The 20313-nt window shown below is 67.4% G+C and carries 17 protein-coding genes; 3 read left to right on the top strand and 14 right to left on the bottom strand.

Going from position 1 to position 20313, the window contains the following annotated elements:
* Positions 1-596: 596 nt before the first annotated feature.
* From ABS88_RS18445 to ABS88_RS18435, 3 genes are all read right to left on the bottom strand, one after another.
* Positions 597-1904 (bottom strand): Xaa-Pro dipeptidase, encoded by a 1308-nt coding sequence (locus ABS88_RS18445; protein ID WP_083675071.1) that lies wholly within the window; start codon positions 1902-1904, stop codon positions 597-599.
* A 70-nt stretch (positions 1905-1974) separates the two neighbouring features.
* Positions 1975-2706, bottom strand: a complete 732-nt coding sequence (locus tag ABS88_RS18440) for a sulfotransferase-like domain-containing protein (protein ID WP_234002649.1) — start codon at positions 2704-2706, stop codon at positions 1975-1977.
* The gene (locus ABS88_RS18435; RefSeq protein ID WP_076075081.1) at positions 2703-3623 is read right to left on the bottom strand and encodes an aminotransferase class IV; all 921 of its coding nucleotides are present in this window, start codon (positions 3621-3623) and stop codon (positions 2703-2705) included. Before ABS88_RS18435 ends, ABS88_RS18440 begins: the two co-directional genes overlap by 4 nt.
* An 83-nt stretch (positions 3624-3706) precedes the next feature.
* Here ABS88_RS18435 and ABS88_RS18430 point away from each other — a divergent pair, with 83 nt between their 5' ends.
* Positions 3707-4576 (top strand): EamA family transporter, encoded by an 870-nt coding sequence (locus tag ABS88_RS18430; RefSeq protein WP_104959702.1) that lies wholly within the window; start codon positions 3707-3709, stop codon positions 4574-4576.
* On the opposite strand, the gene ABS88_RS18425 is transcribed toward ABS88_RS18430, so the two are convergent.
* Genes ABS88_RS18425 through ABS88_RS18410 form a run of 4 tightly spaced genes read right to left on the bottom strand, consistent with a single transcriptional unit; the run spans position 4566 to position 8680 of the window.
* Complete coding sequence (locus ABS88_RS18425) at positions 4566-5168, bottom strand: phosphatase PAP2 family protein (RefSeq protein ID WP_104959703.1); 603 nt, start codon at positions 5166-5168, stop codon at positions 4566-4568. The genes ABS88_RS18430 and ABS88_RS18425 overlap by 11 nt on opposite strands.
* Before the next feature lie 43 nt (positions 5169-5211).
* A complete protein-coding gene (locus ABS88_RS18420) occupies positions 5212-5883 on the bottom strand; it encodes a hypothetical protein (RefSeq protein WP_104959704.1) in 672 nt (223 codons plus the stop codon).
* Between the two features lie 54 nt (positions 5884-5937).
* Positions 5938-7353 carry a dihydrolipoyl dehydrogenase gene (gene lpdA / locus ABS88_RS18415; RefSeq protein ID WP_286750281.1) on the bottom strand — a complete coding sequence of 472 codons (1416 nt, stop codon included), beginning with the start codon at positions 7351-7353 and terminating at the stop codon, positions 5938-5940.
* Position 7354: 1 nt separating this feature from the next.
* Positions 7355-8680, bottom strand: coding sequence for a pyruvate dehydrogenase complex dihydrolipoamide acetyltransferase (locus ABS88_RS18410; RefSeq protein WP_104959705.1), 1326 nt, complete (start codon positions 8678-8680; stop codon positions 7355-7357).
* Positions 8681-8839: 159 nt separating this feature from the next.
* On the opposite strand from ABS88_RS18410, the gene ABS88_RS18405 reads away from it, so the two are divergent.
* Complete coding sequence (locus ABS88_RS18405; RefSeq protein ID WP_067113297.1) at positions 8840-9295, top strand: universal stress protein; 456 nt, start codon at positions 8840-8842, stop codon at positions 9293-9295.
* A 424-nt stretch (positions 9296-9719) separates the two neighbouring features.
* Here ABS88_RS18405 and ABS88_RS18400 read toward each other — a convergent pair whose 3' ends face one another.
* From ABS88_RS18400 to ABS88_RS18380, 5 genes are all read right to left on the bottom strand, one after another.
* Positions 9720-11663: a CocE/NonD family hydrolase gene (locus ABS88_RS18400; protein WP_286750280.1), complete on the bottom strand. Its 1944-nt coding sequence runs from the start codon at positions 11661-11663 to the stop codon at positions 9720-9722.
* 89 nt (positions 11664-11752) lie between these two features.
* Complete coding sequence (locus ABS88_RS18395; RefSeq protein WP_104959706.1) at positions 11753-14158, bottom strand: ribonuclease R family protein; 2406 nt, start codon at positions 14156-14158, stop codon at positions 11753-11755.
* Positions 14159-14330: 172 nt separating this feature from the next.
* Entirely contained in the window at positions 14331-15857 is a 1527-nt protein-coding gene (locus ABS88_RS18390) for an aminoacyl--tRNA ligase-related protein (protein WP_076075067.1), read from the bottom strand.
* Between the two features lie 40 nt (positions 15858-15897).
* The gene (gene phaR, locus ABS88_RS18385) at positions 15898-16434 is read right to left on the bottom strand and encodes a polyhydroxyalkanoate synthesis repressor PhaR (RefSeq protein WP_067112679.1); all 537 of its coding nucleotides are present in this window, start codon (positions 16432-16434) and stop codon (positions 15898-15900) included.
* A gap of 88 nt (positions 16435-16522) precedes the next feature.
* Positions 16523-18145, bottom strand: coding sequence for an MFS transporter (locus tag ABS88_RS18380; RefSeq protein ID WP_076075064.1), 1623 nt, complete (start codon positions 18143-18145; stop codon positions 16523-16525).
* A gap of 157 nt (positions 18146-18302) precedes the next feature.
* On the opposite strand from ABS88_RS18380, the gene ABS88_RS18375 reads away from it, so the two are divergent.
* Positions 18303-19073 (top strand): cyclase family protein, encoded by a 771-nt coding sequence (locus ABS88_RS18375; protein WP_076075063.1) that lies wholly within the window; start codon positions 18303-18305, stop codon positions 19071-19073.
* Positions 19074-19079: 6 nt separating this feature from the next.
* Here ABS88_RS18375 and ABS88_RS18370 read toward each other — a convergent pair whose 3' ends face one another.
* Positions 19080-19451, bottom strand: coding sequence for a tRNA-binding protein (locus ABS88_RS18370; protein WP_104959707.1), 372 nt, complete (start codon positions 19449-19451; stop codon positions 19080-19082).
* Between the two features lie 108 nt (positions 19452-19559).
* On the bottom strand, positions 19560-20313 hold a 754-nt coding region (locus tag ABS88_RS18365), incomplete at its 5' end, for a biotin/lipoyl-containing protein (RefSeq protein WP_286750279.1).

Raw genomic sequence — 20313 nt, 5'->3', positions numbered from 1 at the left:
CGAGATGGAACCGGCCGAAGATGGACCCCCGCCTTCGCGGGGGAACACGGCTTTATACAATATCGCGGCGATAGACTCTGAATCCCCACAGACCTTAGGACGGATCGACATTCAGCTCTGGCGGCCTGCAAATAGCGGCTTTGCGAGTTTCCGGTGCTCACGTGCCATCAGCACGCTGCGCTCCGGGTCTCGCAAATCCACCATTTTGACCTGTGGTCGTCTTCGACTCCGGCTCGCCATCCTCTGAATGTCGATCCGTCCTAGGCCGTGATGACATCGAATGGAATCGTCATTGCGAGCGGCGAAGCCGCGCGGCAATCCAGAGCGTGCGCAAACCGCCCTGGATTGCTTCCTCCGGATCAGGTCGGCGTTTATACCCTTGAGACAGGGACGCTGGTGATCCCCGGCGAAAGCCGGGGTCCATGCGAGGCAGGCGCACGTAGCTGGCCCCCGGCTTTCGCCGGGGAACGCTCACCTGTCGGAAGGGGATAATTGCCGATCAGGTCCGGGGTCGCAATGACGAAGTGGGTCAATCCAAAGTCATCGGATTCTAGCTTTCGCGGGGATGACGTTTCCCTGTTTTCGCCGGGCGACGTCTATTCGCTCTTTACCAGCGCCCCGCCCTTCACCACCGCCGCGACATGCTCCAGCCGCGTCACGTCGGCCAGCGGGTCGCCGTCGACCGCGATGATGTCGGCATAGCGGCCGACCGCAATCGCGCCGACGTCGCCGGTCATTCCCAGCGCCTCGGCGCCGTTGACGGTCGCGGCGCGGATCGCCTGCAGCGGGGTCATGCCCCATTCGACCATTTTCGCGAACTGCTTGCCATTGTCGCCGTGGGGGTAGACGCCGGCGTCGGTGCCGAAGATCATCCGCACCCCCGCCTTGACCGCGCGCTGGAAGGTCTGGCGCTGCGCGAGGCCGATCGCCTTTTCCTTGTCGAGGCTTTCCTGCTCGGTGCCGTTGGCGGTGCCGGTCGCGAGGATATAATCGTCGTTGTAGATATCCATGTCGAACCAGGTCTTGTGCTCGACCGCGAGTCGGATCGCCTCGTCGCTCGCCAGGCTGCAATGTTCGATCGTGTCGATTCCGGCGCGGATCGCGGTCTTGATCCCGTCGTCGCCATGCGCGTGCGCCGCGACCTTCAGCCCCAGCATATGCGCCTCGTCGGCGATCGCCTTCATCTCGTCGAAGGTGAGTTGCTGCGCGCCGACGCTGTCGCCGAGCGAAAAGACGCCGCCGGTCGCGCAGATCTTGATCGCGCGGGCGCCATATTTGTGCAGCCAGCGCACCTTGGCGCGCGCTTCCTCGGGACTGTCGACGATCGACGGCTGCTTGCGGTCCATCGACGGCGGCAGCCCGCCGCTGTCGCAATGTCCGCCGGTCGCGCCCAGCGCCCAGCCCGCGGGGATGATCCGCGGCCCGGCGATATGACCGCCCTCGATCGCCTGCTTGAGCCCGACGTCGCCGAAATCGGCCGAGCCGAGGTTGCGGACGGTGGTGAAGCCGGCGTCGAGTATCTTCTTTGCATTGGCGACGCCGACGACGGTCCAGAAGCTGTCGGTGTAGCGCAGTCCCTGATAGCCGCCGACTTCCGCCAGCGAGGTCAGGTGGACGTGCATGTCGATCAGCCCGGGCAGCAGCGTGCGGTCGCCGAGGTCGATCTGCTTCACGTCGCTGCCCCAGCGCACGGTGCGCGCGTCGGCAATGTTCGCGATGCGGCCGTCGGCCCCGACGAAGATCGCCGGATGCTCGACCGTCTTGCCGGTCAGCACGTCGACATAGCGCGAGGCGGTGATCACCGTCTGCCCGCCATCGGCCTGCGCCGCGTTCGCGGCGAAGAATGCGCCCGCGCCCAAGGCGATTGCGCGCAGGAAACCGCCGAACTTCACACTGGATTGCATATCCGCCCCCGTTGTTGGTGCCCGCGACCCTGATGGCAAAAAGCGGCGCGGCAGGACAGCGGAAAAGGTCTCAGATCGAAATCTTGTGGCGCGCCAGATAATCATAATCGGCGCGGCACGCATCGGCGACCGCGCGCGCCGCGGGGTCGAGATCGGGCATCGGCTTGTCGGGCGCGCCGAAGCCGGTGCTCGCCGCGACCGCGTCGTACCAGTGCGACGCCCAGATGCCGTCGGTGTCGCGCAGCCCCGCCCGCCAATGCAGCATCGCCGGGTCCCAGGCGATGCCGAGCGCTTCGCACAGCCGGGCGAGCATATTGGCGGGGTCGCGCAGGATGTCAGCGCTGTCGACAACCGGCGGCGCGTGGCCGAGCCGGTCGGCCTCGCGGTCGAAATATTCGACCTGCTTCGCGGTGCCGAGATGCTCAGGCCGCACCGCCTCGCGCTTTGCGGCATAGCTCGCGACGACGCGCGCCGGGTCGCGGATCAGGAAGGCATGGCGCAGCCCCGGCAGGTCGTGGTGCGCGACCGGGCCGACCATGTGATGCGCCATATGCTTCTGGTACCAGACGGCCTTCCCGGCGGGGCACGGCCCGGTCATGCTGCGCGCGACGCCGGTCCAGTCGCAATCCATGTCGGCGATCACCGCGTCGGCCATCGGCTGCGGATCGCCCGTCGCCTTCAGATAGGCACCATAGAAGGGCTCGTCGGTGACGAAGGTGTCGGCGCGGCTGCCGAAGCTGCGCATCATCGCGGTCGACAGGTTGCGCGGCCCCGACCACATGGCGATGCGGACGGTCGTCACGGCCGCCCCCGCTCCGCGATGTCGCGCTCGATCAACTGCTTGTAGAGCCCCTGCAGCCGCTCGACCATCGGGCCCCTGCCCTCGGTCAGCCGGCGGCCGTCGATCGTGTGCGCCGGGACGACGCCGGCGAAGGTGCCGGTGACGAACGCCTCGTCGGCGCCATAGACGTCGGTGAGCGAGAAATTCTTCTCGAACACCGGGATGCCGTTTTCGCGGCAGATGCGGATAACGTTGCCGCGCGTGATGCCGCCGAGGCAATAGTCGCCGCTCGACGTCCACACCTCGCCCTTGCGGACGATGAAGAAATGGGTCGAATTGCACGTCGCGACGAAGCCGTGCGGGTCGAGCATCAGCGCCTCGTCGGCGCCCGCCTGCGCCGCCTGGATGCAGGCGGTGATGCAGTTGAGCTTCGAATGCGAATTGAGCTTGGGGTCCTGCACCGCGGGGTCGCCGCGGCGGACGTGGACTGTGAAGAGCGAAAGCCCCGTTTCCACCGTCGCGGGCAGCGGGTCCTTGTGCTCGGCGATGATGACGATCGTCGCGGGCGAGATGACGACGCGCGGGTCCTGATAGGGTGTCGAGCGGATGCCGCGCGTCACCATCAGCCGGATGTGGCAGCCGTCCATGCCGTTGGCGTCGATCGTGTCGTAGAGCCGTCGCTCCAGTTCCGCGCGCGACAGGCCGATATCCATCGCGATCGCCTTCGCGCCTTCCCACAAGCGGTCGAGATGCTGGTCGAGGAAGGCCATGCGCCCCTTGTGGACGCGAATCCCTTCCCACACGCCGTCGCCGAGCATGAAACCGCTGTCGAACACCGACACGCTCGCCTCGGCGCGCGGGACGAGCGCGCCGTTGACGTTGATCAGGATCGCATCGTTGCGCGGGTCGGGGGCGAAGTCGTGGGTGCCATGTGCCATGCACGCGACGTTAGTCCGTTCGGCGCGACTGTCGAGGGTGATTGATCGGCGCTGGCAATCGGATAGGAAGGTCCGGGCTTCCCATGACCTTTCTCTCGCTCGGCCTCGTCGTTCTCGCCGCCCTGATCCATGCGACGTGGAACCTGCTCGCGAAGCGCGCGGCGCACGCCGGCGTCGCGTTCGTCTTCGCCTATAATCTGGTCGCGGGTATCGCCTATGCGCCGTGGGTCGCGTGGATCTTGCTGAGCGACGGCATGGCGTGGAGCCTGCCCGTCGCGGGCGTCATCCTGCTGTCGGCGCTTATCCATCTCGCCTACAGCCTGTGCCTCCAGCGCGGCTATCAGGTCGCCGATCTGTCGGTCGTCTATCCGATCGCGCGCGGCACCGGGCCGATGCTCGCGTCGGTCGGCGCCGTCGTGCTGCTCGGCGAAGCGATCAGCGCGCCGGGGCTGGCGGGGCTGCTGCTCGTCGTCGCCGGCATAGGACTGATCGCGACGCAGGGCCACTTCGCCGCCTTCCGCAGCGCGGAGGCGCACCGCGGCGTGCGCTGGGGGCTCGGCACCGGCGCGCTGATCGCCGCCTATACGGTCGTCGACGGCTGGGCGGTGAAGCGGCTCGGCGTGCTTCCCGTCGTGCTCGACTGGCTGTCGAACACGCTGCGCTTCTTCTTCCTGCTGCCGGTGATCCTGCGCGACCCGCGGGGGAACATGGCGCGGATGCGCGGGCATTGGCGCCTCGCGATCGCGGTCGGGCTGCTGTCGCCCGCTTCCTATATCCTCGTGCTGACGGCGCTGCGGATGGGCGCGCCGGTCCATGTCGTCGCGCCGACGCGCGAAATGTCGATGATGGCCGGCGCGCTGTTCGGGATGATCTTCCTGGGCGAGGCGGTCGGGCGCTGGCGGCTCGCGGGCTGCCTGCTGCTCGTCGTCGGCGTCGTGCTGCTCAGCGGCTGACGCGCCCGCTCCCCGCAACCGCGAGCGCGCATCCCGCGCCGAGCAGCGTGCCGCCCACGACATCGCTCGTCCAGTGCACGCCGAGCATCACCCGCGACAGCGCGGTCAGCAGGATCGCGAGCGCCGCGAAACCGGCCGCCGCCGGACGCCAGCGCGGCGGGACGAGCAGCGCGAGCGCGATCACGATCGCCGCGACGCTCGTCGCATGACCGCTGGGATAGGACCAGTTCGACACCTGATCGAGGTGCGGGACAAGGTCGGGGCGCGGCCGGCCGTAGACAGTCTTCAGCAGGCTCGACGCCAGATTGGCGACGAGCGCCGCGCCGAACAGCCGCAGCGCCGCCTGCCTGTCCACCCAGCGCCAGAGCGAAAGGCACAGGATGAGGACGAGAGCCCAGCGCGCGACGCCGCCGCCGAACCAGCTCACGCCTTGCAGAAAAGCGATCAGTGCGGGCGCCGCTATGCCCTCGCGCAGCGCCAATGCCTTCGACAGGCGTTCATCGACAGGGGTCAGAGCGCCGGTCGCGAAGCCGAGCAGCAGCGCGGCGGCGACCAGCAATGCGGCCCAAAAAAGCGAACTGCGCGCGGTCATCTCCGGCGCCTAAGCGACCGCGAAGCGCCGCGCAAGCGGGCGGTCAGGCGACCTTGCGGCCGAACGTCGGGCGGGGACGCAGGCCGGGCGTCGCGGCAGGCGCCTCGGGCCGGGGCGCCGGGCGATGGGCGAGATAGCGCGCGAGCGCCGCGTCGGCGTCGAACGCGTCGCCGCGCGGGGCGCCTTCGAGCGGATCGCGACCGCGCTCCAGCCTCGCGGTCGCGGACGCTGTCGGTTCCATTGCGGCCGCGGGGACCTGCCCGGCATGCGCCGCCTGCAGGTCGCCGACGAGCGAATCGAGATCGCGCTTCTTCACGTCGAGCACCGATGCGGCAAGGCGGATCGTCCGCGTTCCGAACACGCCGCCTTCGACCTTGAAGTCGATGAAATTCTGCCGGCTCACCGGAATGAAGCCATACATGCGGGTGACGAGCTGGCTGCGGCCGATGCTGCGGACCTGCGACCAGCGGAGGCGCTCCGACGACCAACTCGTCGCGACGCGCACCCCGGCGGCGTCATATTCGAGCGCCACGCCATCACCGAGCAGCCGCTTGATGCTCGACGCCGAAGCGAGCGGCCCCGCAACGATCAGGACGACGCCGAGAACGGCGAGCAGACCGCCGCCGAACAGCATCGGCAACCCCATCGCCGGCAGGACGATCCCCGCCAGCGTTCCGATGACGAGCTTTCCGGTCCCGAACCTGATCGTGCGCATGGCCGTCCCCTTCACCGGCCGGCATAGCGCGCAAAGCTTAAGAAATCGGCGACCTCAGATGTGCAGCGCGCGGCCCCAGGCGCCGAGCACGGCTTCGTGCATCGTCTCGCTGATCGTCGGGTGCGGAAAGACCGTGTGCATGAAATCCGCCTCGACCAGTTCGGCTGTCTTGCCGACGGTATAGCCCTGGATCATCTCGGTCACCTCGGCGCCGACCATATGCGCGCCGAGCAGTTCGCCCGTCTTCGCGTCGAAGACCGTCTTCACGAAGCCCTCGACCTCGCCCAACGCGATCGCCTTGCCGTTGCCGACGAAGGGGAAGTTGCCGACCTTCACCTCGTGCCCCGCTTCCTTCGCCTTCGCCTCGGTCAGGCCGACCGACGCAATCTGCGGGTGGCAGTAGGTACAGCCGGGGATGTTGCGCGCGTCCATCGGATGCGGGTGGACATCCTTGTTGCCCAGTTCCTGCGCGATCGCTTCGGCCGCGATCACGCCTTCGTGGCTCGCCTTGTGCGCGAGCCACGGCGGCGCGGTGACGTCGCCGATCGCCCACAGCCCCTTCACATTGGTGCGGCAATAAGGGTCGGTGTCGATATGCCCCTTGGTGGTCTTCACGCCGAGCGTGTCGAGCCCGACGCCCTCGGTATTGGGCAGGATGCCGATCGCGACGATCGCATGGCTGTAATCACCCGCCTGGACCTTGCCGTCCTTCGTCTTGATCTTTGCCGAGACGCCGTTGCCGGTCGCCTTCAGCTCCTCGACCCCGGCACCGGTCAGGATCGTCATGCCCTGTTTCTTCAGCGATTTTTCGAGGAAGCTCGACACGTCGGCATCCTCGACGGGGACGATGCGGTCGAGCATCTCGACCACGGTCACTTCGGCGCCCATGTCGTTGTAGAAGCTCGCAAACTCTATCCCGATCGCGCCCGACCCGATGACGAGCAGCTTCTTCGGCATTTCGGCCGGCGTCATCGCGTGGCGATAGGTCCAGATGCGCTTGCCGTCGGCGGGCGCGAAGGGCAGATCGCGCGCGCGGGCGCCGGTCGCGACGATGATATGCTTGGCGGTCAGGGTTTCGGTTCCCTTCTCGCCCTTCACTTCCAGTTTCCCGGGCGCGGTGAGCTTGCCGTCGCCCATATGGACGGTGATCTTGTTCTTCTTCATCAGGTGCGTGACGCCCTGGTTGAGCTGCTTCGCGACCCCGCGGCTGCGCTTCACCACCGCGTCGAGATCGGCGCTGATGCTCGCCGCGGCGAGGCCGTAATCCTTGGCGTGCTGCATATAATGATAGATTTCGGCCGAGCGCAGCAGCGCCTTGGTCGGAATGCAGCCCCAGTTGAGGCAGATGCCGCCGAGATTCTCGCGCTCGACGATCGCGGTCTTCAGGCCCAGCTGCGCCGCGCGGATCGCCGCGACATAGCCGCCGGGCCCCGAACCGAGGACGATGAGATCGTAGTTGGTGTCAGCCATGTTACGCCACCAGTCCGAGCGGGTTTTCGACGATCTGCTTGAACGCCTGCATCAGTTGCGCGCCGTCGGCGCCGTCGATGGCGCGGTGGTCGAAGCTGCCGGTTGCCGACATCACCGTGGCGATGGCCAGCGCGTCGTCGACGATCCACGGCCGTTTCTCGCCTGCGCCGATCGCCATGATCATGCCCTGCGGCGGGTTGATCACCGCGTCGAACTGGCTGATGCCGAACATGCCCATGTTGCTGATGCTCGCGGTGCCGCCCTGATATTCGTGGGGCTGGAGCTTGCCCTCCTTGGCGCGGCCCGCGAGTTCCTTCATCTCGGTCGAGATCTTGCTCACCGATTTCTCGTCGGCGCCGACGATGATCGGGGTGATGAGGCCGGCGGGGACGCTGACCGCGACCGAGATGTCGGCGCGGCTGTAGCTGATGAGCTGGTCGCCGGCGAAGCTGACGTTGCACTTGGGCACCTGAACCAGCGCCTTGGCGAGCGCCTTGATGAGCAGGTCGTTGACGCTGAGCTTGATCCCCTGCGGTTCCAGCGCCGCGTTGAGCTCGCCGCGCAGTTTGAGCAGCCGGTCGAGCTGGATATCGACGGTCAGGTAGATGTGCGGGATCGTCTGCTTCGCCTCGGTCAGGCGGCGCGCGATCGTCTTGCGCATGTTGCTGAGCTTGTCGGCGGTATGCGGGATATCGGTTTCGAACGGTGCCGCCTGCTGCGGCGCAGCGGCTGGGGCCGGAGTCGCCGCGGCGGCTTGCGCCGGAGCGGCGGCGGTGGCGGGCGCGCCCTCGAGGTCGGCCTTGACGATGCGGCCGCCGGGGCCGCTGCCATTGACCGCCGACAGGTCGATGCCCTTTTCAGCGGCGATACGCCTGGCGAGCGGGCTGGCCTTGATCCTCTCCCCCTTCTCCATTTGTCCTGACCCCGGATCGCGTCCGGGGGAAGGACCGTCCTTTTTCGCGGCGGTCGCCGAAGAGGAGGACGGCGCTTCGACAGGCTCAGCGCGAACGGGTTCAGGGGTGGGTGCGGAAGCAGCAGCGGCAGGTGCCGGCGCCGGCGCGGCCTTCGCCGTGCCCGCATCCTCGCCCTCGCCCGCGATCACCGCGATCACCGTTCCGACCTTCACATTGTCGGCGCCTTCGGGAACGAGAATCTGCGCGATCGTGCCCTCGTCGATCGCTTCGAATTCCATCGTCGCCTTGTCGGTCTCGATCTCGGCGAGCAGGTCGCCCGACTGGACCGTGTCGCCCTCCTTGACCAGCCATTTGGCAAGCGTCCCCTCCTCCATCGTCGGCGAAAGGGCGGGCATTTTGAGTTCGATGGGCATCGTTGTTCTGGTTCCTGTCACTTGGGAGGCGAAGCCTGCCGTAACGGCTTTCCCCCTCGCCATACGCATTCGCCGGGTCAAGGTCCAGCGGGTGGAACTTGCGTTTCATACGAATGTGCCGCACTCTTCCAGTGGCAAAAGGCATAAGGGGTCGGGGGTATGCGGACCTATCTGGTGGTGATCGACGATAGCCCCGAAGCGACGCTGGCGCTGCGCTTTGCGGCGCGGCGCGCGGCGCGGACGGGCGGCGGGGTGATGGTGCTGGCCATCGTGCCGCCGCAGGATTTCCTCGCCTTCGGCAGCGCGCAGGCGACGATCGAGGCAGAGGCGCGCGAACAGGCGGAAGCGCTGGCATCGTCCGCCGCCGCCGCGATCGCGCAGGAAGCCAATATCTCGCCGCAGATCCTGATCAAATCGGGCAAGCCCGCCGAGGTGGTGCGCGAGGTGATCGGCGAAAGCGACGAGGTCGCGGCGCTGGTGCTCGCAACCGCCGCCAGCGGCGCGCCGGGCCCGCTCGTCACCCATTTCACCGGGCACGATGCGGGTACCCTGCCCTGCCCGGTGATGCTGGTCCCGGGCGGCATCGACATCGCGCGGCTCGACGCGCTGAGCTAGAGCGTCGAACGGTAAATCCGCATCCCTCACAATCCGTTCGTGTCGAGCGAAGTCGAGACACCCATCGGCGTGGAGCAAGGTCGATGGGTGTCTCGACTTCGCACGACACGAACGGAACAGGGATTCAGATTAAAGGCTCGATACTCTAGACTCGGATGACATCAGATGGCCTCGTCATTGCGAGCGGCGAAGCCGCGCGGCAATCCAGAGTGGGCGGTAACCGCTCTGGATTGCTTCCCCCGGATCAGGTCCGGGGTCGCAATGACGAAGCGGGTCAATCCAAAATCATCAGAGTCTGGCGTTTTTCGGATGTAAAGAAGCCGGGGCGTAGATGGCATGGCGCCGCTCCGCGTGGCCCCCGGCTTTCGCCGTGGAACGGCTGGAGAATGCTTCCGACCGGGTTCCGGGCGCGAGCCGATCGCCCCTATCGCGCCACTTTGGCCGCCGACTGATCAACCGGCACCACGGGCAGCAGCACGCCGCTCGCGGTGTCGCCGCCCTGCAGGATCGTCACCTCCTGCTTCCGGTAATCCTCGGGCCGCGCGAGGAAGATGTTGGGGACGAAGGTCTGCGGATTGCGGTCGTAGAGCGGGAACTGGCTCGACTGGATCTGCACCATGATGCGATGCCCGGGCTGGAACACATGGTTCACGGTCGGCAGGCGGAATTTGTACGTCTGGGTGACGCCCGAGGGGATGGCGGTCGGCTGCGCGAAGCTGTCGCGATAGCGGCCGCGGAAGATGTCCTGGCTGATCGCGAGCTGATAGCCGCCCATTTCGGGCTTCGCCGCGACCTCGGCCGGATAGACGTCGATCAGCTTGACGATGAAATCGACGTCCGAACCCGTGATCTGCGCGAAGATGTTCGCCAGCGGCGCGCCCGAAACGCGCACCGGCGCCGTCAGCACGTCGGTCTGCCAGGTCAGCACGTCGGGGCGGCCGTCGACGTGGCGCTGGTCGCTGACCAGCCAGTCGCCCCAGCGGCCGTCGCGAAAGTTCACCGGGCGCGGCAGGTGCGGCACGGGCTTCGCCGGGTCGGCGATATAGCTGGTGCTGCCCGGCTGCGGCGGCGCGAAGCCGAGCGTTCCGTCGGGGCCGACATAGATGGGAGTCAGCGGCGCCTGGCATCCGCTTTCGCAGGCAAGCGGCCAGGTGCGGAAACGGTCCCAGCGATTCTCGCCGGTGTTGTAGATCGCGGCGGCGGGCATCGCGACCGGCGGACCGTCCTTCAGATAATGGTTGAAGAAGGGCAGCACCATGTCCTCGCGGAACTGCGCCGCGGTGTCGCCGTCCCACTGGAAGGGGCCGAGCGAGCGCCCCTCGCGATTGACCTGGCTGTGGCGCCACGGGCCCATGACGAGGAAATTATTCCCCATCCGGCCCTTCGCCTTCAGCGCCTCCCACGTCGTGATCGCGCCATACATGTCCTCCTGGTCCCACAATCCCTGCTCCCACAGCGTCGGGACGTTCGACGGGTTCGCGGCGACGAGCTTGTCGAGCGCCTGCTGCTGCCAGAAATCGTCATAGGCGACGTGCTTCAGCATCTTCTGCCAGAAGGGCAGCTGGTCGTATCCGACCGCCTTCGCCCAATCGTTCGCCGAGCCGCGACGGAAATTGTCATAGTCGTCATAGCCGCCGGTGGACGGCACCTTGCCCTCCGCCTTGTAGCCCGTCTGGCCGCCGATCCACGCGATGTTGGCGAGGCGGAAGGCGCCGTGATGGAACCAGTCGTCGCCCATCCAGCCGTCGATCATCGGGCTTTCGGGCGCCGCGACCTTCAGCGCCGGATGCGGGTTCAGCAGCGCCATGACGACGGTGAAGCCTTCGTAGGACGATCCGATCATGCCGACGCGGCCGTTCGATTCGGGCAGGTTCCTGCGGTTCACCAGCCAGTCGATCGTGTCCCACGCGTCGGTGATGTGATCGACCCTGGTCGGATTGAGCGGGCCGACCGGCGGGCGGTTGACGATATAATCGCCCTCCGACCCATATTTGCCGCGGACGTCCTGATAGACGCGGATATAGCCGTCCTTCACGAACATCTCGTCGGCGAGCGGCAGGGTCGACAGCATGCTGGCGCTGTCCATGCGGTTCGCGCGGCCCTTGGCGTTATAGGGGGTGCGGGTGAGGACGATCGGGGCGTCCTTCGCCCCCTTGGGCACGACGATGACGGTATAGAGGCGCGTACCGTCGCGCATCGGGATCATCTCGACGCGCTTGTCGCAATCGGCGTGGTCGCTGGGGATCGTGAAGCTGTCCGGAATGTCGCTCGCGGTCGGTGTCGACCTGGGCGCCTCGGCCGCGCCGGTCAGTGACGCGCCGGCCAGCGCGACCGCCGACAAGGTCATGAACAGGAACGAGCGGACCATGCGAACCCCCTTGATGTCGATGTCTTCCGCGCAGGATCGTGCGCGCGGCCGCGATGCTTTGCAACCTTTCGGCGTAACGATCTTGCGCCTCAGCGCCGCCGCCCCTGATGCCGGATGTTCGCCGGGCGCCCGCGGCGGCCGACCGGATGCCGACCCTTGCCGTCGCGGCGCGGCGGGCGTTTCGCCGGCGGGCGATCCTCGGCGTCGGGCAGTTCGAAGCGCAGCGCGCCGCTGATCGGGTTCGCCTCCATCAGGCGCAGGTCGAGCCGCTGGCCGACGCCATAGCTCACCCGGCCATGCTCGCTGTCGAGCGTCCGCGCCGCTTCGTCATAGAAGAAGCGCTCGCTGCCCAGCGTCGACACCGGCACCAGCCCGTCGCCGCCGAGCCCGTCGACCGTCGCGAAGAAGCCGAAGGGCTGCACTCCGGTGATCCGCGCCGGCACGATCTCCCCGACCTTCGTCGCCAGCCATGCTGCGACATAGCGGTCGACGGTCTCGCGCTCGGCCTCCATCGCGCGGCGTTCGAGCGCGCTGATCGCCTCGCCGATCCGCGACAGTCCCTTGCGGTCGGCCTCGCCCAGCCCGGTGCGCGCGGGCAGGTCCTTCGGCTTGCCCGGCGTCTCGAGCCGCCAGGCATCGACGAGCGCGCGGTGAACGATCAGGTCGGCATAGCGGCGGATCGGCGAGGTGAAATGCGCATAGCTGCCGAGCGCGAGGCCGAAATGGCCGGCGTTGGCGGGGCCGTAATAGGCCTGCGTCTGACTGCGCAGGATCGCCTCCATGATCTCGGGCAGGCGGTCGTCGCCCGAGAAGCCGTCGATCAGCCGGTTGAACACCGCGGGGGTGATCACCTGCCCCAGCGCGAAGCTCTGGTCGAAGGTGTCGAGATAATCCTTGAGGCTGACCAGCTTCTCGCGGCTCGGCGGCTCGTGGATGCGGTACATGACCAGCGATTTCTTCGCTTCGAGCGCCCTGGCCGCCGCGACGTTCGCCGCGATCATATAATCCTCGATCAGCCGGTGCGCATCGAGCCGCTCGCGCACGCGAATCTCCGCGATGCCGCCCTGCTCGTCGAGGATCACCTGCCGCTCGGGCAGATCGAGGTCGAGCGGCGCGCGGGCAGCGCGCGCCTTCGCGAGCAGAGCCCAGCAGCCCCAGAGATTTTTCAGAGCGGGCAGTATTTCCTCCCCGGAACGGGGAGGGGGACCATCCGCAGGATGGTGGAGGGGGGTAGCGGGATCAAGCGGCGGCGCGTCTGGCCGCCTGCCCCCTCCACCACCGGCTTCGCCGGCGGTCCCCCTCCCCGTTCCGGGGAGGATCTTGTCGGCATCGATCATCGCCTGCGCATCCTCATAGGCGATGTTGGCGCGCAGCCGCACCAGCGCGCGGGCGAAGCGCCACGCCGTCACCTTGCCGTGCCGGTCGACGGTCAGATGGCACGCCATCGCGGCGCGATCCTCGCCCGCCTTCAGCGAGCAGACGCCCGCCGACAGCGCTTCGGGCAGCATCGACACGACGCGGTCGGGGAAATAGACGCTGTTGCCGCGCCGCCGCGCTTCGCGGTCGAGCGCACCGTCGGGACGGACATAATAGCTGACATCGGCGATCGCGACGATCGCGCGCCAGCCGCCCTTGTTCGTTTCGTCGCTGTCGGGCGCGGCCCAGACCGCGTCGTCATAGTCGCGCGCGTCGCGCGGGTCGATCGCGACGATCGGCAGGTCGCGCAGATCCTCGCGGCCGTCGGGGGTGAGCGGCAGCTTCGCCGCGCGCCCGGCTTCCGCCAGCGTCTCCTCCCCGAACACATGCGGGATTTCGTGCCGGGCGATGGCGATCATGCTCAGCGAGCGCGGCGCGAACGGATCGCCGATGCGCTCGATCACCTTCGCCTTCGTCGCGGCGCCGCGCCCCGACAGTTCGGCGCGGACGAGGTCGCCGATCGCGGCGTCGCCCATCTCGGCGACCGCGAAATCGAAACGCGCGCGCTTGTCCGCGGGGCGCAGCCAGGTCATCGGCTTGCCGCCCGGTCCCATGTCGGACACGAGCACCCCGATGATGCTCTCGCCGCCCGACTGGAGCTTTTTCATCGGATGCGCGACATGGCCGCTGCCGCGCTCCTCGGTGCGCGCAAGGATGCGGTCGCCGACGCCGAGCGCGCCGCGCCGTCCCTTCTCCATCACCCGCACGCGCGGCGGCGGGCCGCTCGCTTCCCACCGCTCGGGCACCGCCCAGACGGCATCACCCTCCACCGCCGCGATGCGGAAGACGGTGACGCGGGGCAGCCCGCCATGCTTGTGAAAGGCGCGGCCGGGCGCCATGTCGACGAGCCCTTCGTCGGTCATGTCCTTGAGCAGCGCCTTCAGCGCGATCTTGTCGGCGCCGCGCACCGCGAAATGCTTCGCGATCTCCCGCTTGCCGACCGCCGCCTCGCTTTCCTCGATGAAGCGGAGGATCTGCTCGCGAGAAGGCAGGCCGGGTTGCGGTTTGGGCTTTTTCATCGCGGGTCGTCCAATGGATTCACGCGAAGACGCGAAGACGCGAAGAAGATCGCTCGGGCCGACAGCCCCCTACCCATCGTCCTCGATGCGGCATGGCGCGGCGCCGGAAAGAGAAAGCCGCCTCGCGGCAAGCACGACCTCTTCGCGACTTCGCGTCTTCGCGTGAAATAAATCAATAGGTCCGTCCGATCAGCACACGCTCGACTGCGGGCTCGCCCGTGAAGAAGCAGGCGCCGTCGGCAGGCGCCGCGTCCAGCGGCGTGTTGCGCATCGTCAGTTTGAGCGCCTTCAACTGCTCGACGATCCCTTCGAGCACCGCGCCCGTCGGCCGCGACCATTGGACTTCGACCCAGCCGGTGAACTTGTCGTCGCCGCCGAAATGCGCGGCAAGGTCGGTGACGTCGCGGCGGATGTTCGCGTCGAGCCGCTGCTTTGCCTCGGCATGGAGGCTCGCCTGAATATCTTCGAGCATCGCCACGGCGCCCGCGACGAAATCACCCTTCGCGACGAAGGCCGTGTTGAGCTTGCCGCTGTCCTGATAGAGGCGGTCGCGGCGGATCACCGCGACATTGCCGCCGGCGACGTCGCGCGGGCCGATCTCCAGCACGACCGGCGCGCCCTTCTTGACCCAGCCCCAGCGCTTGGCCTGCGCCTTGTTCGCGCTCGCGTCGAGCAGCACGCGCACCGGCTCGCGGAAGGCGTCGAGCGCCCGGAGTTCGGTTTCGAGCGCGCGGCAATAATCGAGGATCGCGGCGTCCTCGTCATTGTCGCGCAGCATCGGGACGATGACGATCTGATAGGGCGCGATGCGCGGCGGGCAGCGCAGCCCGTCGTCGTCGCCGTGCGTCATGATGACGCCGCCGATCATGCGCGTCGAGGTGCCCCAGCTCGTCGTGTGGCAGAGGCTGTGGCCGCCGTCCTTGTCCTGATAGCGGATGTTCGCCGCCTCCGCGAAGCCGGTGCCCAGATAGTGCGAGGTGCCGGCCTGCAGCGCCTTGCCGTCCTGCATCATCGCCTCGATCGAATAGGTCGCGACCGCGCCGGGGAAGCGCTCGTTCTCCGGCTTCTCTCCGGCGATCACCGGCATCGCCAGCACCTCCTCGGCAAAGGCGCGATACATTTCGAGCGCGCGCAGCGTCTCCGCCATCGCGTCCTCGCGCGTCGCGTGCGCGGTATGGCCTTCCTGCCAGAGGAATTCGCTGGTGCGCAAGAACATGCGGGTGCGCATTTCCCAGCGCACGACATTGGCCCACTGGTTGACCATCAGCGGCAGGTCGCGCCAGCTTTGCACCCAGCGGCTCATCGCCGAGCCGATCACCGTCTCCGACGTGGGGCGGACGATCAGCGGCTCCTCCAGCTTCGCCTCGGGGTCGGGAACGAGCTTGCCCTTACCGTCCGCGATCAGGCGATGATGCGTGACGACCGCCATCTCCTTGGCGAAGCCGTCGACATGATCGGCCTCCTTCTCGAAGAAGGACAGCGGGATGAACAGCGGGAAATAGCAGTTCTGGACCCCGGCATCCTTGATCGCCGCGTCCATCACTTTCTGGATGCGTTCCCAGATGCCATAGCCCCACGGCTTGATGACCATGCAGCCGCGCACGCCCGATTCCTCGGCGAGGTCAGCCTCCGCAATCACATCCTGATACCAGCCCGCGAAGTCGGCCTGGCGGGTTACGCTGAGCGCATGCTTGATCATCGTTCCTGTTTTCGTTCCTGGCGGGGCAAGAGGCCCCCGATTATTTCTTCCTGGCGAGTTCGGCCTTGAGCTCGGCGATCTCGGCCTTCAGCGCCGCGATCTCCGCATCCCTCGCCTTGCCGGCGCCGGGTATGAACGCACCCGCCGCCTGCTGGAACATTTCGAGATTGCGGCGCGTCAGTTCGGCGAGCGGGTTCTTCGACCCCAGCGCCCCCTCGAAAGCCGAGCGCACGTCCTGCTGATTCTTGCGGAAGGCCGCCATCGAGGCTTCGAGATATTGCGGGACGACGCCCTGCATCTTGTCGCCGTAAAGACCGATCAGGTGGCGCAGGAAATTCACCGGCAACAGCGTCTCGCCGCGCGTTTCGGTGTCCATGATGATCTGCGTCAGCACATTGTGCGTGATGTCGTCCCCGCTCTTGGCATCGACGACGCGGAAATCGCGGCCGTCGCGCACCATGGCGCCGAGGTCGTCGAGCGTGATGTAGCAGCTCCGCTCGGTATCGTAGAGGCGGCGGTTCGCATATTTCTTGATCGTGACGACATCGCCGTCCGCCGCCGTCTTGGACTTCGCCATGATGCCTCGCGCTCCTGAGGGGTCAAAGGGGTAAGGACGGGCATTAGCACCAAATTATGATGCATCGCAACATGCGCACGGGCCGGTATCAGCCGGGCTTGTCCCATTGCGCCTTGTCGGGTTCCTTCAGCCAGACGGCAGAGACGATGAAGGCGACGAGCACGACCCCCCACGTATACCAGAGCCCGGCATAGGCATCGCCGGTCCGGGCGATGATATAGCTCGCGATCAGCGGCAGGAAGCCGCCGAAATAGCCGGTCCCGATATGATAGGGGATCGACAGCGACGAATAGCGGACGTGCGGCGGGAACATCTCGGCCAGCAGCGCGGCGACGGGGCCATAGGTGAAGCCCGACAGCGCGCTGAGGCCGAGCAGCGCGAGCAGGATCACCGCGATGCCGCCCGCGCCGGGGACCTGCGGTTCGAAGTCGTAGCCCATCGCCTCGAGCGCGGGCTTGAGCAGCGCCGGGTCGTCGCTCGCGACCTGCTTGCCGCCGATGTGGATGTCGACGCTGTCGAAGGTGTTGCCGCTCGCGACGACCTTGTAGGGCACGCCGAGGCGGGTGAGTTCGCCCAGCGTCCGCGCGCACGCCGTCGCCTGCTGCTTCGCCATCGGGTCGAAGCTGCACTGCGACCCCGTCACCACGACCGGCGCGCGCTCGGCGGCGCGGTGCAGCGCGGGATTGGCCGCGCCGCCCATCAGCCAGAAGAGCGGGAAGAGCAGCATGAGCGTCGCGGCATAGCCCCAGACGATCGGCTTCTTGCGGCCGATGCGGTCCGACAGATGGCCGGCGATCAGGAAAAAACCCATGCCGAGCGCCGCGGCGGTGCCGACGATGATCTCCGCCGCGGTCTCCTCGACCTTCATCGGTCCCTTGAGCAGCGACAGGCCGGAGAACATCGCGGTGTACCAGATGACCGTCAGCCCCGCCGCGATGCCGAACAGCGCGACGAAGATGCGCAGCTTGTTGCCCGGATAGGTGAAGCTTTCCTTGAGCGGATTGCGCGCCAGTTCGCCCTCCGCCTTCATCGCGCGGAACACCGGGCTTTCGGACAGCTTCAGGCGCATCCACAGCGAGATGGCGAGCAGCAGCAGCGACAGCAGGAAGGGCACGCGCCAGCCCCAGGCGTCCCAGACCGCGTCGGACATCGCCGCCTTGCATCCCAGCACGACGATCAGGCTGAGGACGAAGCCGCCGACGACGCTCGCCTGGATGAAGCTGGTATAGAAGCCGCGCCGTTCGGGCGGCGAATGTTCGGCGACATAGATGGCGGCGCCGCCATATTCGCCGCCGAGCGCGAGGCCCTGGAGGACGCGCAGCAGGATGACGATCACCGGCGCCGCGATGCCGATCGTCGCGGCCGACGGGATCATGCCGACCCCGGCGGTCGCGACGCCCATCAGCGTGACGGTGATCAGGAAGGTGTATTTGCGCCCGAGCCGGTCGCCGAGAAAGCCGAACAATACCGCGCCGAGCGGCCGAAAGCCGAAGCCGACCGCGAAGCCGGCCCAGACGAGCAGCACCTCCAGCGTCGCGTTATCGCTGGGAAAGAAAGCCTTGCCGATGATCGCCGCCAGCGTGCCGTAGATGAAGAAATCATACCATTCGAAGACGGTCCCGGCCGACGAGGCGGCGATGACCATGCGAATATCCTTCGCGGTCGGCTGATAGGCCGCGCCGTGGTCGGCGCCGGCGGCTTGATCGGTCATATCCTCTCCCTGGCCCGTGCAGGATACGACGCCCCTCCCCGGAAGGCCTCCCCCCTGCCCGCCCGCTTCGCGGCGAACTTATGCCCCCTGTCTAATTCCCCCGCGCCGCCGCGCAAGCCTTCTTGGCGCCAGCGCCCGTTGATGGCAGACTGGCGCGATGACACGCTTCATCGACCTTTCGATCCCGATCACCAACGACGTCGTGTCCGACCCGCCGGTGATGCGTCCGCAGATCAGCTATATGACCCACGAGACGACGTGGGAGCAGATCGCGCTGTTCTTTCCCGGCCTGACGCGCGAAGACCTGCCCGACGGCGAAGGCTGGGCGGTCGAGAGCCTGACGCTGTCGACGCACAACGGCACGCACATGGACGCGCCGTGGCATTTCCACTCGACGACCGACAGCGGCGCGCGCGCGGCGCCGAGCATCGACGAGGCGCCGCTCGACCTGTTCTTCCGCCCCGGCGTGAAGCTCGATTTCTCCGACCGGCCCGCGGGCCATGTCGTCGGCGCCGCCGAGGTCGAGGCCGAACTCGCGCGCATCGGCCATGCGCTCCAGCCGCTCGACATCGTGCTCGTCCAGTCGGGCGCGATCTACGGCACCGCCGATTTCACCGATCAGGGTTGCGGCATGGGCGCCGAGGCGACGCTCTGGCTGACCGAGCGCGGCGTGCAGGTCGTCGGCACCGACGCGTGGAGCTGGGACGCGCCGTTCAGCCACACCGCGCGGCGCTGGGCCGAGACGCGCAACCCGTCGATCATCTGGGAAGGCCACAAGGCGGGACGGATCAGGCCCTATTACCAGATCGAGAAGCTGACCAACCTGGCCGCCCTGCCCCCGACCGGCTGGACGCTCTCCTGCTTCCCGGTGAAGATCGAACGCGCGAGCGCCGGGTGGATCAGGGCGGTGGCGCTGATCGACGATTGAGGCGCGTCAGAACAGCCGCGACCCGTTCGGTACCGGGCGGTCGGGGGCGAAGAGGATCACCGCGCCTTCGTCGTCGGCGAAGCCCAGCGTCAGCACCTCGGACATATACTTGCCGATCTGGCGCGGCGGGAAGTTGACCACCGCCGCGGCCTGCCGCCCCGGCAGCTCTTCGAGCGCGTAGCGCGACACGATCTGCGCGCTGCTCTTCTTCACGCCGATCGCGGGACCGAAATCGATCTTCAGCTTATACGCGGGCTTGCGTGCTTCCGGGAAAGGCTCGGCCGCGACGATCGTGCCGATGCGGATGTCGACGCGGAGGAAATCGTCGAAGGTGATCGGGTTGGCGGCTCCCGCCCCTTGATCGTGGTTGATGTGCATTCAACAAACTCCATTCGCCCTGAGCTTGTCGAAGGGCCGTTCTTCTCTTCAATGCCGTAGAAGGAAGGACGGTGCTTCGACAAGCTCGGCACGAACGGAATTGGAGAATCACTCCAGCTCCAATATCACCGCGTCGACCGCCAGGCTGTCGCCCTGCGCGGCGTTGACGCTCTTCACCACGCCGGTCTTTTCGGCGCGCAGGATATTCTCCATCTTCATCGCCTCGACCGTCGCGAGCGGCTGGCCCGCCTCGACGCTGTCGCCTTCGCCGACGTGCAGCGCGACGAGCAGGCCCGGCATCGGGCAGATCAGATATTTCGACAGGTCGGGCGGCACCTTCTCGATCATGTGCGACGCCAGCGGCGCGACATGCCACGGCAGCACGCGCACGTCGTGGATGGCCCCGCGCGTCGTCATCCGCCAGCCGGTGCGCGTCTTCGCCACCTTCACCGCCAGTTCGCTGCCGTCGATCTCCGCGACGACCAGCCGGTCGCCCGGCGTATATTCGAGCGCGATGTCGACCTTCTCGCCGTCGACCTTGATATGCTTGCGGCCGAGCTTCACCTTGTGGCTCGCGTCGCCGATCGTCACCTGCCATTTGGCGGGCGGATCGAGCCGGTCGCCGAGCTGACCGTCGACGCGCCGCGCGCGATCGGCCTCGGCGCTCGCCATGAAGCCCGCGATCGCCGCCAGCGCGCGCGTCACCGCTTCGTCGGCGGGCGCGCCGTGGAACCCTTCCGGATATTCCTCGGCAATGAAACCCGTCGTCAGCTCGCCCGAGCGGAAGCGCGGGTGCTGCATGATCGCCGAGACGAAATCGATATTGTGGCCGAGCCCTTCGAGCTCGAAGCGGTCGAGCGCC

The sequence above is a fragment of the Sphingopyxis sp. SCN 67-31 genome, assembly GCF_001725095.1.
This window is presented reverse-complemented; position numbering and strand designations above follow the sequence as displayed.

Coding starts and splice junctions, on each gene's coding strand:
- ABS88_RS18410 (WP_104959705.1), bottom strand. CDS start 8,680: ATGCCCATCGAACTCAAAATGCCCGCCCTTTCGCCGACGATGGAGGAG.
- ABS88_RS18405 (WP_067113297.1), top strand. CDS start 8,840: ATGCGGACCTATCTGGTGGTGATCGACGATAGCCCCGAAGCGACGCTG.
- lpdA (WP_286750281.1), bottom strand. CDS start 7,353: ATGGCTGACACCAACTACGATCTCATCGTCCTCGGTTCGGGGCCCGGC.
- ABS88_RS18430 (WP_104959702.1), top strand. CDS start 3,707: ATGACCTTTCTCTCGCTCGGCCTCGTCGTTCTCGCCGCCCTGATCCAT.
- ABS88_RS18390 (WP_076075067.1), bottom strand. CDS start 15,857: ATGATCAAGCATGCGCTCAGCGTAACCCGCCAGGCCGACTTCGCGGGC.
- ABS88_RS18400 (WP_286750280.1), bottom strand. CDS start 11,663: ATGGTCCGCTCGTTCCTGTTCATGACCTTGTCGGCGGTCGCGCTGGCC.
- ABS88_RS18395 (WP_104959706.1), bottom strand. CDS start 14,158: ATGAAAAAGCCCAAACCGCAACCCGGCCTGCCTTCTCGCGAGCAGATC.
- ABS88_RS18435 (WP_076075081.1), bottom strand. CDS start 3,623: ATGGCACATGGCACCCACGACTTCGCCCCCGACCCGCGCAACGATGCG.
- ABS88_RS18375 (WP_076075063.1), top strand. CDS start 18,303: ATGACACGCTTCATCGACCTTTCGATCCCGATCACCAACGACGTCGTG.
- ABS88_RS18380 (WP_076075064.1), bottom strand. CDS start 18,145: ATGACCGATCAAGCCGCCGGCGCCGACCACGGCGCGGCCTATCAGCCG.
- phaR (WP_067112679.1), bottom strand. CDS start 16,434: ATGGCGAAGTCCAAGACGGCGGCGGACGGCGATGTCGTCACGATCAAG.
- ABS88_RS18370 (WP_104959707.1), bottom strand. CDS start 19,451: ATGCACATCAACCACGATCAAGGGGCGGGAGCCGCCAACCCGATCACC.
- ABS88_RS18420 (WP_104959704.1), bottom strand. CDS start 5,883: ATGCGCACGATCAGGTTCGGGACCGGAAAGCTCGTCATCGGAACGCTG.
- ABS88_RS18425 (WP_104959703.1), bottom strand. CDS start 5,168: ATGACCGCGCGCAGTTCGCTTTTTTGGGCCGCATTGCTGGTCGCCGCC.
- ABS88_RS18445 (WP_083675071.1), bottom strand. CDS start 1,904: ATGCAATCCAGTGTGAAGTTCGGCGGTTTCCTGCGCGCAATCGCCTTG.